The 12,806-nt window shown below is 73.6% G+C and carries 12 protein-coding genes, 1 pseudogene and 1 riboswitch; of the genes and pseudogenes, 9 read left to right on the top strand and 4 right to left on the bottom strand.

The genetic code is table 11. The features are described 5' to 3' along the window. Nucleotides 1-108 precede the first annotated feature (108 nt). Nucleotides 109-1,845 (top strand): M28 family metallopeptidase, encoded by a 1,737-nt coding sequence (locus O7602_RS17515; RefSeq protein WP_281583713.1) that lies wholly within the window; start codon nt 109-111, stop codon nt 1,843-1,845. A gap of 43 nt (nt 1,846-1,888) precedes the next feature. Here the strand turns inward: O7602_RS17515 and O7602_RS17510 are convergent, their stop codons facing one another. Then, entirely contained in the window at nt 1,889-2,779 is an 891-nt protein-coding gene (locus O7602_RS17510; RefSeq protein WP_281583712.1) for a septum formation family protein, read from the bottom strand. A 77-nt stretch (nt 2,780-2,856) separates the two neighbouring features. Beyond that, nucleotides 2,857-3,744 (bottom strand): septum formation family protein, encoded by an 888-nt coding sequence (locus O7602_RS17505; RefSeq protein ID WP_281583711.1) that lies wholly within the window; start codon nt 3,742-3,744, stop codon nt 2,857-2,859. A 261-nt stretch (nt 3,745-4,005) separates the two neighbouring features. On the opposite strand from O7602_RS17505, the gene rpe reads away from it, so the two are divergent. The 7 genes and pseudogenes from rpe (at nt 4,006) to ribH (ending at nt 10,345) form a co-directional block, all read left to right on the top strand. Continuing rightward, nucleotides 4,006-4,686, top strand: coding sequence for a ribulose-phosphate 3-epimerase (rpe, locus tag O7602_RS17500; RefSeq protein ID WP_281583710.1), 681 nt, complete (start codon nt 4,006-4,008; stop codon nt 4,684-4,686). Between the two features lies 1 nt (nt 4,687). Beyond that, nucleotides 4,688-5,644, top strand: a complete 957-nt coding sequence (locus tag O7602_RS17495; RefSeq protein ID WP_281583709.1) for a response regulator — start codon at nt 4,688-4,690, stop codon at nt 5,642-5,644. Between the two features lie 81 nt (nt 5,645-5,725). Further along, a riboswitch (FMN riboswitch) is annotated at nt 5,726-5,898 on the top strand. A 166-nt stretch (nt 5,899-6,064) separates the two neighbouring features. Then, on the top strand, nt 6,065-7,126 hold the full coding sequence (ribD, locus tag O7602_RS17490) for a bifunctional diaminohydroxyphosphoribosylaminopyrimidine deaminase/5-amino-6-(5-phosphoribosylamino)uracil reductase RibD (RefSeq protein WP_281583708.1): 1,062 nt from the start codon (nt 6,065-6,067) through the stop codon (nt 7,124-7,126). Between the two features lie 2 nt (nt 7,127-7,128). After that, nucleotides 7,129-7,725 carry a riboflavin synthase gene (locus O7602_RS17485; RefSeq protein WP_281583707.1) on the top strand — a complete coding sequence of 199 codons (597 nt, stop codon included), beginning with the start codon at nt 7,129-7,131 and terminating at the stop codon, nt 7,723-7,725. Beyond that, nucleotides 7,722-8,420 carry a nicotinamide riboside transporter PnuC gene (gene pnuC / locus O7602_RS17480; RefSeq protein WP_281583706.1) on the top strand — a complete coding sequence of 233 codons (699 nt, stop codon included), beginning with the start codon at nt 7,722-7,724 and terminating at the stop codon, nt 8,418-8,420. The genes O7602_RS17485 and pnuC overlap by 4 nt, the downstream gene beginning before the upstream one ends. Then, nucleotides 8,417-9,613: pseudogene (locus O7602_RS17475) on the top strand (bifunctional 3,4-dihydroxy-2-butanone-4-phosphate synthase/GTP cyclohydrolase II); the annotation flags it as partial. The gene pnuC and the pseudogene O7602_RS17475, both read left to right, overlap by 4 nt. 234 nt (nt 9,614-9,847) lie before the next feature. Further along, nucleotides 9,848-10,345, top strand: a complete 498-nt coding sequence (ribH, locus tag O7602_RS17470) for a 6,7-dimethyl-8-ribityllumazine synthase (RefSeq protein ID WP_281583705.1) — start codon at nt 9,848-9,850, stop codon at nt 10,343-10,345. 152 nt (nt 10,346-10,497) lie between these two features. On the opposite strand, the gene O7602_RS17465 is transcribed toward ribH, so the two are convergent. Together O7602_RS17465 and O7602_RS17460 are read right to left on the bottom strand one after the other, a co-directional pair. Then, on the bottom strand, nt 10,498-11,790 hold the full coding sequence (locus O7602_RS17465; RefSeq protein WP_281583704.1) for an MFS transporter: 1,293 nt from the start codon (nt 11,788-11,790) through the stop codon (nt 10,498-10,500). Further along, nucleotides 11,787-12,359, bottom strand: a complete 573-nt coding sequence (locus O7602_RS17460) for a helix-turn-helix domain-containing protein (protein WP_281583703.1) — start codon at nt 12,357-12,359, stop codon at nt 11,787-11,789. The genes O7602_RS17465 and O7602_RS17460 overlap by 4 nt, the downstream gene beginning before the upstream one ends. A 143-nt stretch (nt 12,360-12,502) precedes the next feature. Here O7602_RS17460 and O7602_RS17455 point away from each other — a divergent pair, with 143 nt between their 5' ends. Beyond that, complete coding sequence (locus tag O7602_RS17455; RefSeq protein WP_348651336.1) at nt 12,503-12,784, top strand: phosphoribosyl-ATP diphosphatase; 282 nt, start codon at nt 12,503-12,505, stop codon at nt 12,782-12,784. Nucleotides 12,785-12,806: the final 22 nt, after the last annotated feature.

Genomic DNA, 12,806 nt, shown 5'->3' with positions numbered 1-12,806 from the left:
GGGGTTCGCGGGATGTGACATCCCGTTGACTGTTCGATCGATGCATGTAACTGTTCCGATCACCGGTCCAACGGTCCGTCACCCCCGCGTTTCCCACGAGGAGTCTCCATGAGACGCAGCACGCCGACCATGAGCCTCGCGCTCGCCCTCGTCGCCACCCTGACGACGGCGAGCCTGGCCGGCACCGCCTCCGCCGCCCCCGCGCCCGCCCCGGCCGTCGCCGCGCTCGCCGCACCCGACGTCTCCCTGACCAACGTCCAGGCCCACCTCACCCAGCTCAACTCCATCGCCAGCAGCAACGGCGGCAACCGGCGGGCCGGATCGGCCGGCTACGCCGCGTCGGTCAGCTACGTCAAGGGCAAGCTCCAGGCCGCCGGCTACACGGTCACCGAGCAGAACTGCACCAGCTGCACCTACCCGGGCAGCAACCTGATCGCCGAGTGGCCGCAGGGCCCCACCGACCAGGTGGTCATGTTCGGCGCCCACCTGGACAGCGTCTCCGCCGGCCCCGGCATCAACGACAACGGCTCCGGCTCGGCCACCCTGCTGGAGAACGCGCTGGTGCTGGCCGCGCAGCACCCGACCATGACCAAGCGGGTCCGGTTCGCCTGGTGGAACGGTGAGGAGCAGGGGCTCCAGGGCTCCAAGCACTACGTCAACCAGCTCAGCTCCACCCAGCGGGGCTACATCAAGGGCTACTACAACTTCGACATGGTGGGCTCGCCCAACGGCGGCTACTTCATCAACCGGATCACCTCGGCCACCGCGGCGCCGCTCAAGGCGTACTGGGACTCGTTCGGCATCTCGCCGGAGGAGAACACCGAGGGGCAGGGCCGCTCCGACGACTACTCGTTCGCCAACGCCGGCATCCAGACCTCCGGCTACGCGGCGGGCGCCAGCTACACCAAGACCGCGGCGCAGGCCGCCAAGTGGGGCGGCACGTCGGGCGCGGCGTACGACGGCTGCTACCACCGCTCCTGCGACACCACCAGCAACATCAACACGACCGTGCTCAACCGCAGCGCCGACGGTGTGGCGTACGCGATCTGGGCGCTCGCGGTCGGCGGTGGCACCCCGACCAACGACTTCTCCGTCGCGGTAAGCCCCACCTCGGGCAGCGTCGCCCGGGGCGGCTCCACCACCGCCACGGTCAGCACCGCCACCACCGCCGGCAGCGCCCAGACGGTGACGCTGTCGGCGAGCGGCGCCCCGAGCGGGGTCACGGTCGGCTTCAGCCCGTCCTCGGTCACCTCGGGCGGCTCCGCCACCATGACGGTCAGCGCCTCGTCCTCGGCGACCACCGGCACGTTCACGATCACCGTCACCGGGACCGGCTCGGCCACCCGCACCGCCACCTACACGCTCACCGTGACCGGCGGCAGCGGCGGCTGCACCGGCGGGCAGCTCATCGGCAACAGCAGCTTCGAGTCCGGCAGCACGTCGTGGACGGCCAGTTCGGGCGTGATCACCACCGACCAGGGTCAGGCGGCCCGCACCGGCTCGTACAAGGCGTGGCTGGACGGGTACGGCTCCTCGCACACCGACACGCTGTCCCAGTCGGTGACGCTGCCGGCCGGCTGCACCAGCTACACGCTGGCGTTCTGGCTGCACATCGACTCGGCCGAGACCACCACCTCGACCGCGTACGACAAGCTGACCGTGCAGGTCGGCTCCACCACGCTGGCGACCTACTCGAACTTGAACAAGGCCACCGGCTACACCCAGCGCAGCTTCAACCTGGCCGGATACGCCGGACAGACGGTCACGCTCAAGTGGACCGGCGTCGAGGACGCCTCGCTCCAGACCAGCTTCGTCATCGACGACGTGACGCTCCAGGTCGGCTGAGCGCGCCGGGCGGGGTGGGCCGTGGGCCCGCCCCGCCCCCGGCTCAGGTGATCGGCAACGCCTTCCCGCCGGCGCCCCGGACCGAACGGGTGAGCGTCCGGTCGGACACCCAGAGGAAGCACTGCACGCCCCGGTCCCCGTCGCGCCACTGCTGCTCGAACGGGTGGTAGATGATGGTGCCGGCCCGGTACTGCAGGTTGTTGTCGTCCGGCAGCTTGGCGTACTTCGCGATCAGCCCCCGGCAGGCCTTGTGCGCCCGCAGCGAGGTGCGCTGGAACTCGGCGTAGGGGATGTCGGGCGCCTGGTAGATCCCGACGAACTCGGCGTGGTGCTTCGCCGTGCAGGCCACCGGCCGCATCGCCTGGACCTCGTCCTTGCTCAGCTTCGGGTTGAAGCAGGCGAGCGCCAGCGGTGAGCCGCGCTTGAGCGCGCCGCGCAGGCTGCCGGTGCGTGCGGTCACGTTGCCCTCGTCCAGGTCCGACACCTCGGCGACGTCGCAGCGGTACCAACGGGCGCCGCCGGACCAGGCCAGGGCCGACGGGAAGACCACGGACAGCTGCAACCGCCCGGAGCGCCAGTCGCCGCCGACGGCCCGGGTCACCTGCCGGGCGCACTCGGCGTGCGCGGCCCGGATCCCCGCCGAACCGGCCCGCGGCGGCGCGGAGCGGTCGGCCTCCGGGCCGGTGAGCGTGCCGACGTGCAGCGTCTCCGCCCGGTGCTCGGCGGCGCAGTCGACCGGTTGGTAGCCGCTGAGGTAGCCGACGTCGGCGACGGTGGGATGGCAGACGTCGGTCTCCGGCACGAAACCCACCGGGGCGGCGAAGGCGGGCCACTCGTCGGTCAGGTCGCGGTCGACCCCGGCCGGCGCCTGACAGCCGCCGAGCGCCAGCACCGCAGCCGCGCCCGCGGCGACCGCCGCCCACCATCGCCGCATCGCGACCGACCTCCCCGCCGTCCGGAGCCGCCCGGCCGACCGGTACGCCTCGGCGACGCAGCATACGGCACCGGGCCCTAGATCACGGGGAGTCCCTCGGGGCCGGCGTCGCGCATCGAGCGGGTCAGTTTGCGGTCGTCGCTCCACAGGAAACACCGCACCCCCCGGTCGCCCTCCTCCCACTCCCGCTGTGACGGCGGATAGAAGATGGACCCGGCCCGGTAGGGCAGCTCGGCATTGTCCGGCACGTCGGCGAACGCGGCGATCAGCGTCATGCAGCGCCGGTGCGCCGACGGCGCGCTCCGGGCGAACTCCGCCCAGCTCATGTCCCGTTCGGAGTAGACGCCGACGAACTCGGCCCGGTGCGGTTCGGTGCACAGCACCGGCGCCATGTAGTTGAGGTTCGCGCCGATCAGCTTCGGGTCGAAGCAGCGGTGCACGAGCGGGTTGTCGCCGACGAGCGCGCCGCGCAGGCTGCCCACCCGGTTGACCGGCCGGGTGTTGTCGATGCTGTCGGTCTCGGCCAGGTCGCAGCGGAACCAGCGGGCGCCGGCCATCCAGGCGGTCGCCGGTGGCAGCGCGATGTTCAGGGTGAGCCGGGCGGCGTGCCAGTCCCCGCCGATCATCTCCCGGGCCCGCTGGTCGCACTCGGTCCGGGCGCCGCGCAGCTCCGGCGAGCCCGGCTCCGGGCGGGCACCGCCCGCCGCCCGTCCGGTGAAGGAGCCGACGTGCACCGCCTCGGCCAGGTGGCTGCCCGCGCAGTCCACCGTCTCGTAGGTGGCCGCCTGCACCACCGCGGTCAGCCGCGGCAGGCACGCGTCGGTGGCCGGGACGAACACCCGCGGCGCCGGCAACGCCGCCCAGTCGTCGATGAGGTCCCCGTCGGCCCGGTGCGCCGGGGCGCAGCCGGCGAGCATCGCCGTCACCGCGCCCACGAGCGCGAGCGCGTGGAGCCACCGTCGCATCGTCCGCCCCTTCGCCGGAGAGATGGCATCCGGTCGCCGCGGGCCCGTGCGGCGCCCCCGCGCCCGGGCGTGCAGCATATGTGACCGTCCCGGTAGGAGTTTCGTCATCTTTCAATCGATCGGCCAGTCACAGACGACTATTCGTGCCGATTCCCCGTCCGTCCGGGCCGATTCTGCACCACAGGTGACGGAAGGGTCACAGCCTGTTCCTTGTGGTGCCGTGCCGCGACCGGCCGGCGACCGCGTTCGTACACTGGCCCGGTGACCGTACCGCCGCCCGTCGTCGCGCCAAGCATCCTGGCCGCCGATTTCGCCCGCCTCGCCGACGAGGTCCGCGCCGTGGAGTCCGCCGCCGACTGGCTGCACGTGGACGTCATGGACAACCACTTCGTGCCCAACCTCACCATCGGCCTGCCGGTGGTGCAGAGCCTGCGCGCGGTGACCGATATCCCGTTCGACGTGCACCTCATGATCACCGATCCGCGCCGCTGGGCCCCCGGCTACGCCGACGCCGGGGCGTACAACGTGACGTTCCACGCCGAGGCGTGCGACGACCCGGTGGCGTTGGCCAAGGACCTGCGCTCGGCCGGGGCGAAGGCGGGGCTGGCGATCGACCGGGACACCCCGATCGAGCCGTACCTGGACCTGTTGCCCAGCTTCGACACGCTGCTGATCATGACGATCAAGGCCGGCTTCGGCGGCCAGCGTTTCCTGCCGTCGCTGCTGGACAAGGTGCGCACGGCCCGCCGGCACGTGGACAGCGGGCACCTGGAGCTGCGGATCGAGGTCGACGGCGGCATCGCCGCGGACACCATCGAGCAGGCCGCCGCCGCCGGCGCCGACGCGTTCGTCGCCGGCACCGCGGTCTACGGCGCCGACGACCCGGCCGAGGCCGTACGCCGCCTGCGGGGCCTGGCGGAACGCGCGACGACCGGGGCCTGAGATGGACCCGGCCGGCGACCGCCCCGACGTCATCCTGGTCGTCGACGACGACGAGGACATCGCCCGCTTCGTCGAGTTCAACCTGCGCCTGCACGGCTTCGAGGTGCTGCACGCCGCCGACGGCCAGGAGGCGCTGGAGGTCATCGAGCGGCAACGGCCGGACCTGGCCGTGGTCGACCTGATGATGCCCCGCGTCGACGGCCTGGAGCTGACCCGCCGGCTGCGCGCCGACCCGATGACCTCGGCGCTGCCGGTGATCATGCTGACCGCCAAGGGCATGACCTCCGACAAGGTCAACGGGCTCAGCGCCGGCGCCGACGACTACCTGGTCAAGCCGTTCGACACCGCCGAGCTGGTCGCCCGGGTCAGCTCCACGCTGCGCCGCAACAAGGAGTTCCGCGAGGTCTCCCCGCTGACCGGCCTGCCCGGCAACAGCCGCATCCGGCGGGAGATCAGCGACCGGGTGCGCAGCGGCGTCGACTACGCCGTCGGCTACGTCGACATCGACCGGTTCAAGAGCGTGAACGACCGGTACGGCTTCGTCCGCGGCGACGAGTTCATCTCCGCGCTCGCGCGCAGCCTGCACCGGGCGGTGGTGTCGATCGGGCTGCCGCCGGCCTTCCTCGGCCACGTCGGCGGCGACGACTTCGTCATCGTCTGCGCCCCCACCCAGGTCCGGCCGTTGACCAGCCGCGCGGTGGTCGACTTCGAGACGGCCGCCGACGGGCTCTACGACCCGACCGACCGGGAGCGCGGCTTCGTCGAGCTGAAGGACCGGCGGGGCAACATCCGCCGGGCCGCGCTGGTCACCCTCTCCATCGGCGTGTCGCTGTCCGACAGCGGCAAACGGTTCACCGACCCGCTGGAGGCCATCGCCGTGGCGTCGGAGATGAAGACGGTGGCCAAGAGCCAACCCGGGTCGTACGTGGCGGTCGACCGCCGCCGCGGCGTCACCTGACCGGACGCCCGCGCCTGTGAGGTAGCTCGCCTCTGTGGCGCGCGTCGCGCCGGAACGTGTAAGACTTCCGGGGTACCCACCACGCGCTGGCGGGGCTCGGTGAAATTCCGAACCGGCGGTGATCCACGGTCCGACCGTGGTAAGCCCGCGACCCGGACGGCTTCGGCCGGACGGTGGACCTGGTGAGAATCCGGGGCCGACGGTTGGGGTGCGGCTCGTCCGCCCCCAGAAAGTCCGGATGGGAGACAGCGCGCGGACGGGGGAGGCCCGCCGGCCGCTGAGCACCCTCAGCGCACCGTGGGCTCCCCGGGGCCGGCCATGCCGTTCCCGGGTTCTCCGCCGCCGCGTGTCCGCGGCCACCCCGCCGCCACCTCCCACCCCGCCCGCGCGTGACCGGCGAGCGGGAGGGCAGGACCGGCCATGGCGAGCGTCACCGTCGACGAGGCGATGCGTCGTGCCGTCGCGCTGGCCACCCGCGGCCTCGGCGCCACCAGCCCCAACCCGATCGTCGGCTGCGTGCTGCTCGACGCCGACGGCGAGGTCGTCGGCGAGGGCTTCCACGCGTACGCCGGCGGCCCGCACGCCGAGATCGTCGCGCTGGCGCAGGCCGGCCGGCGCGCCCGCGGCGGCACCGCGGTGGTCACCCTGGAACCGTGCGACCACACCGGCCGCACCGGCCCGTGCAGCCACGCGCTCATCGCCGCCGGTGTCGCCCGCGTGGTGATCGCCGTGCCCGACCCCAACCCGGTGGCCTCCGGCGGCGCGGCCACGCTGCGCGCCGCCGGGGTCCGGGTCACCCTCGGGGTACGCGCCGCGGAGGCCGAGGCCGGCAACGTCGCCTGGCTCACCTCGATGCGCCGCGGCTGGCCGTACCTCATCTGGAAGTACGCGGCCACGCTCGACGGGCGCTCCGCCGCCGCCGACGGCACCAGCATGTGGATCACCTCGGAGGCGGCCCGCACCGACGTGCACGCGCTGCGCGGCACCGTCGACGCGGTGCTGGCCGGGGTGGGCACCGTGCTCGCCGACGATCCCCGGCTCACCGCGCGCAACCTGCGCGACGGCACGCTCGCCATCCGGCAGCCGCTGCGGGTCGTGGTGGACAGCTCGGGGCGTACCCCGGCCGACGCCCGGGTCCGCGACGGCGCCGCGCGCACCTGGGTGGCGACCGCCGCGGAGGTCGGCGCCGGCCCGGACGGCCGGGTCGACCTGGCGGCGCTCCTCGCCGAGCTGCACCACCGGGGCGTGCGGGCCGCGCTGCTGGAGGGCGGCCCCACGCTTGCCGGCGCGTTCCTCGCCGCCGGCCTGGTCGACCGGATCGTCGGCTACGTCGCGCCGAAGCTGCTCGGCGCCGGCCCCACCGCACTCGCGGACGCGGGCGTGCCGACCATCGCCGACGCCATCGACCTGGAGATCACCGACGTTACGCCCGTCGGACCCGACCTGCGGATCACCGCGCTGCCCCGGAAGAGGGAGGCCTGACCATGTTCACCGGCATCGTCGAGGAACTGGGCGAGATCGTCCGGAGCACCGAGACCGGCGACGACTCGGCGCTTGTCGCCATTCGCGGCCCGCTCGTCACCTCGGACGCCCGGCACGGCGACTCCATCGCGGTCAACGGGGTCTGCCTGACCGTGGTCGACGCCGACGCGGGCGTCTTCACCGCCGACGTGATGGGCGAGACGCTGCGCCGCACCGCGCTCGGGGCGCTGCGCCCCGGCGACCCGGTCAACCTGGAGCGGGCCGCCGCGTTGAACAGCCGGCTCGGCGGGCACCTGGTGCAGGGGCACGTCGACGGCGTCGGCGAGGTGACCGCCCGGGAACCGGCCGCGCAGTGGGAGACGGTCCGGTTCCGGCTGCCGGCCGGGCTGGCCCGCTACGTGGTGGAGAAGGGCTCGATCACCGTCGACGGCGTGTCGCTCACCGTCGCGGAGGTGGGCGACGACTGGTTCACCGTCGGGCTGATCCCGACCACCCTGAAACTCACCACGCTCGGCGCCAAGGGGCCCGGCGACCCGGTCAACCTGGAGGTGGACGTGCTGGCCAAGTACGTCGAGCGGCTGATGGGCGGTGCGCGGTGACCGGCCCGATCGCCTGGCTGCTCGACGCCCAGGTGCACGTGGCCGGTTCGCCGGTGCTGGTCCGGGAGGTCGTGGGCAACGTGTTCGGGCTGGTCTCGGCGCTGCTCGGGCTGCGCCGGGTGGTCTGGGCCTGGCCGGTCGGCATGATCGGCAACGGGCTGCTGTTCACCGTGTTCCTCGGTGGCGTCTTCGCCACCCCGCAGGCGCACGACCTCTACGGCCAGGCCGGCCGCCAGGTCTTCTTCTTCGCGGTGAGCGTCTACGGCTGGTGGCGCTGGACGCGCAACCGCCGGTCCGGCGGCGGCGCGGAGCCGGCCGTGGTGCCGCGCTGGGCCACCGGCCGGGAACGGCTCGGCCTGCTCGTCGCCGCCGCCGTCGGCACCGCCGTCGCCTACCCGGCGCTTGCCGCGCTCGGTTCGTGGGGGCCGCTCGCGGACGCCTGGATCCTGGTCGGCAGCCTGCTGGCCACCTACGGCATGGCCCGCGGCTGGGTGGAGTTCTGGCTGGTCTGGATCGCCGTCGACGCGGTCGGCGTGCCGCTGCTGCTGCGCGGCGGCTTCTACCCGTCGGCCGCCATGTACCTGGTCTACGGCGCGTTCTGCGCGGCCGGCTTCCACACCTGGTGGCGCACCTCCCGCGCCGCCGTGGCCGCCCGCACCCCGATCCCGGCGACGTACTCGGAGGTCGTGGCATGACCAGCTTCGGTTCGATCGAACAGGCGGTGGCGGACATCGCCGCCGGCCGGCCCGTGGTCGTGGTCGACGACTTCGACCGGGAGAACGAGGGCGACCTGATCTTCGCGGCCGAGCTGGCCACGCCCGAGCTGCTCGCGTTCATGGTCCGGCACACCTCCGGGTACGTGTGCGTGCCGCTGACCGAGGACGAGTGCGACCGGCTGGACCTGCCGCCGATGCACCACACCAACCAGGACCGGCGCGGCACCGCGTACACGGTGACCGTGGACGCCCGGGAGGGGGTCAGCACCGGCATCTCGGCCGCCGACCGGTCGCACACCATCCGGCTGCTCGCCGACGCCGGCACCGACCCGACCGACCTGGCCCGCCCGGGTCACGTGGTGCCGCTGCGGGCCCGGTCGGGCGGGGTGCTGCGGCGCCCCGGGCACACCGAGGCGGCGGTCGACCTGACCCGGCTGGCCGGCCTGCGCCCGGCCGGCGTGCTCTGCGAGCTGGTCAACGACGACGGCACCATGATGCGCCTGCCGGACCTGGAGAAGTTCTGCGCCGAGCACGGGCTGACGCTCGTCACCATCGCCGACCTGATCGCTTACCGGCGGCGCACCGAGAAGCAGGTGGAGCTGGCCGCCGAGGCGCGGATGCCCACGCCGTACGGCGTGTTCCGGGCGCTCGGCTACCGCGCCACGCACGACCCGGCCGAGCACGTCGCGCTTGTCTTCGGTGACCTCGGCGACGGCCGGGACGTGCTGGTCCGGGTGCACTCCGAGTGCCTCACCGGGGACGTGTTCGGCTCGCTGCGCTGCGACTGCGGCCCGCAGTTGCAGGCCGCCCTGGCCCGGGTGGCCCAGGAGGGGCGCGGGGTGGTCCTCTACATGCGCGGCCACGAGGGTCGCGGCATCGGCCTGCTGCACAAGCTCCAGGCGTACCAGCTCCAGGACCAGGGACGCGACACCGTGGACGCCAACCTCGACCTCGGACTGCCGGCCGACGCGCGGGACTACGGCACCGGCGCGCAGATCCTGTACGACCTCGGCGTCCGCTCGATGCGGCTGCTGACCAACAACCCGGCCAAGCGGGCCGGACTGGAGGGGTACGGCCTCACCGTCACCGGCCGGGAGGGGTTGCCGGTGCGGTCCAACCCGGAGAACGTGCGCTACCTGCGCACCAAGCGGGACCGGATGGGCCACCTGCTGGACGGTCTGGACGGGCCGTCCGGGCCGGATGGGCTGGCCGGGCCGGATGGGCTGGCCGGGCCGGATGGGCTGGCCGGGCCGGATGGGCTGGCCGGGCCGGATGGGCTGGCCGGGCCGGATGGGCTGGCCGGGCCGGATGGGCTGGCCGGGCCGGATGGGCTGGCCGGGCCGGGCGAGGTGGGCGAGGCGCCGATGGGGCGTCCGGTCGCCGGTGACGAGAGGGGAGCGTAGGAGATGGCGGGTTTCGGGGAGCCGGGCGTGACCGCGGTGGACGCCGCCGGGATGACCGTCGGCGTGGTGGCCGCGCGCTGGCACGGCGAGCTGACCGACCACATGGCCGACCGGGCGGTGGCCGCCGCGCAGGCGTGCGGCGCGCGGGCCGTGGTGGCCCGGGTGGCCGGCTCGGTGGAGCTGCCGGTGGTGGCCCAGGCGATGGCCCGGCGCTTCGACGTGGTGGTCGCGCTCGGCGTCGTGGTGCGCGGCGCGACCGCCCACTTCGACTACGTCTGCCAGTCGGTCACCGAGGGGCTGACCCGGGTGGCGCTGGACGAGGGCAAGCCGGTGGCGCACGGCGTGCTCACGGTGGACACCATCGAGCAGGCCCGGGACCGGGCCGGGCTGCCCGGCTCGGCCGAGGACAAGGGCTGGGCGGCCACCGTGGCCGCGTTGGACGCCGCGCTCGCCGTCCGCGCCCTGGACGCCGCGAACGCCCACCGCGTCGGCTTCGCCTGACCACCGCCCTCCAGCCCTGTCGATCATGAGGTTGACGGCGACAAGTCGGAGGCGGACTGCCGCCAACCTCATGATCGCCGGTGCTCGGGGTCGCGGTGGGTCGGTGGTGAGTTCGGCTCCGGCGGCTGGCGGAAGAGGCGGCGTGGCAGGGGCTACCCCGCTGTGGCTGGGACGGCGTCGGAGGTGGCCGGGTGATCGACCGTGGGAGGTGTCGTCAGGCGGCGGCCGGTGACGAGATAGCCGGCGGCAGCCGTGAGCACGACGCCGATCGCGGCGTAGAGCAGGCGGTAGTCGACCAGCCCGACGAGGAGTGCGCCGGCACCGATGGCCACGGCCTGTGGACCGCTCGCCAGCGCGTCCAGCGCGGCTGAGGCCCGGCCCACCAGATCGGGTGCGGTACCCCGCTGCACCAGCGTGATCACGGCCACCCAGGCGACCGGCAGGCCCAGCCCGATCAGCAGGCTGGCCGCCACGGCGAGGGCGAGAACCGGTCGGGTCAGCGCCACGCTTGCGACGGCGACGCAGGCCACGCCGATCGCCATCGCGCCCAGCTCGCCGCACCGGCGCACCAGCGCCGCCGACCCGAGCCCGCCGGCCAGGCCGCCGACGCCCTGGAGCGAGACCAGCACGCCGAGGAAGGCCGGTTCCCGGCCGAGCCCCTGGTCGACGTACGCGAACCAGAGCGTCTCGCCGAAGCCCAACCCGATCATGGCGATCACGGCGGCCACTGTGGCGCGGCGTAGCGCCGGCTCGCCCATCAGGTGCCGGACGCCGGCGACCAGCTCGTGTCGCCCGCCCGCGCGATCCGGGCCGGCCACCTCGGCGACGACAACCGGGGCTCTGGTGTCCGTGGCCCCGGGCGCCCGGGGTGTGCAGGCTGTCGGCGACGGCCGTAGGGCCAGCCCGGTCAGTGCCGACAACAGGAACCCGGCGGCGCAGACGGCGGCCAGGGCCGGGCCGCCGAGGAGGACGTACAGCCCGGCGCCGAGCAGTGGGCCCGCGAGGCGCAGTCCCTGCTTGACGGTCTGGGCCGCGCCGTTGGCGTCGGGCAGCAGTGCGCCGGGGACCAGTTCCTGCACGAGCGCGGTGACCGTGGCGCCGAGCGCGAGATAGGACAGCCCGTAACCGGCGGCCACCGCGTAGACCACCCAGAGCCGGCCGGCGTCGTGCACGGTCAGCAGCGGTAGCAGCAGGACGGCCGTCGCGGCGTTGAGCGCCACGAACAGCCGGCGTCGGGGCAGCCGGTCCACCACCCAACCGACCAGCGGCGCGAGCACCATCGGGGCGGTCAGCGCGACGAACGTGGCGCCCGCCAGCCCGTCGGAGCCGGTGAGCTGCTTGACCCATACGGCAAGCGCCAGCAGCAGCACCGACTCGGCGATCGTGCTCACGGTCAGCGCGATGAAGAACAGCCGGACGTCCGGGCGACGTAGCAGTCCTCTCACCGCTCCACCTCCGGCACGCCCCAGGCCACCATCCGAACCGGGCGGGACCCGGGTGGCCGGCTCCCCGGGTCGTCGAGCCGCGCCAGGTGCCGGGCGAAGAGCGCGCGGATCTCATCCCGGAGCCCGGCCATTTCCTCGGCGGTGTACCAGCCGATGAACTGGTTGAAGAACCCGGCGTCACGCCACGCTGGGGAGTCCTGGCGGCGGGCGGCCATCCAGTCCCAGAGCTTGCGGTATTCCAGGTCGAGCAGGACCCGGGCGGCGGCGTCGCCGGCCCTGGCCAGCTCGGGGCTCTCGTCTCCGTCGCCCCACCGGTGGCCGTCGGTGACCAGACGCCACGGTCGCTGCCGTCCGGTGCCGCCACCGGCGTCGGCGACGAAGCCGTACTTGGCGAGCTGACGCAGGTGCCAGGAGCAGTTGGCGGGGCTCTCGCCGACGCGTTCGGAAACCTCGGTGGCGGTCAGCGGCCCGTGGAGGCCGACGGCATTCAGGATGCGCAGGCGCAACGGATGGGTGAAGGCCCGGAGGGTGTCCACGTCCGTGATCTCGCGGGGACGTTGCTCGGTCATGTCGAAAGACTACTTTCGAAACCACTATTTCGAAAGCTTGCTTTCTTTGCGGGTGGAGGTGGCCCCGTGTCGACTGCCCGGCGGGGACGGCTGGTGAGGTGGGCGACGCCGGGGGACCCGGTGGGCGCGCCCGTCGGGGACGGCTGGAAGAATCGCCCTCCGTGAAGACGTTCGAGGAGTTGTTCGCCGAGCTGCAGGCCAAGGCCGCCGCCGGCACCCCGGGCTCCGGCACGGTCGACGCGCTCGCCAAGGGCGTGCACTTCATCGGCAAGAAGGTCGTCGAGGAGGCGGCCGAGTCGTGGATGGCGGCCGAGCACGAGGGCCCGGAACGGACCGCGGAGGAGATCTCCCAACTGCTCTACCAGGCGCAGGTGCTGATGCTGGCCACCGGGCTGGAGCTGAAGGACGTCTACCGACATCTCTGAGTGCCCGTCCGCTGATCATCCG

Source organism: Micromonospora sp. WMMD1128, from assembly GCF_027497235.1.
In the GTDB taxonomy this organism is placed as follows: domain Bacteria; phylum Actinomycetota; class Actinomycetes; order Mycobacteriales; family Micromonosporaceae; genus Micromonospora.
This window is presented reverse-complemented; position numbering and strand designations above follow the sequence as displayed.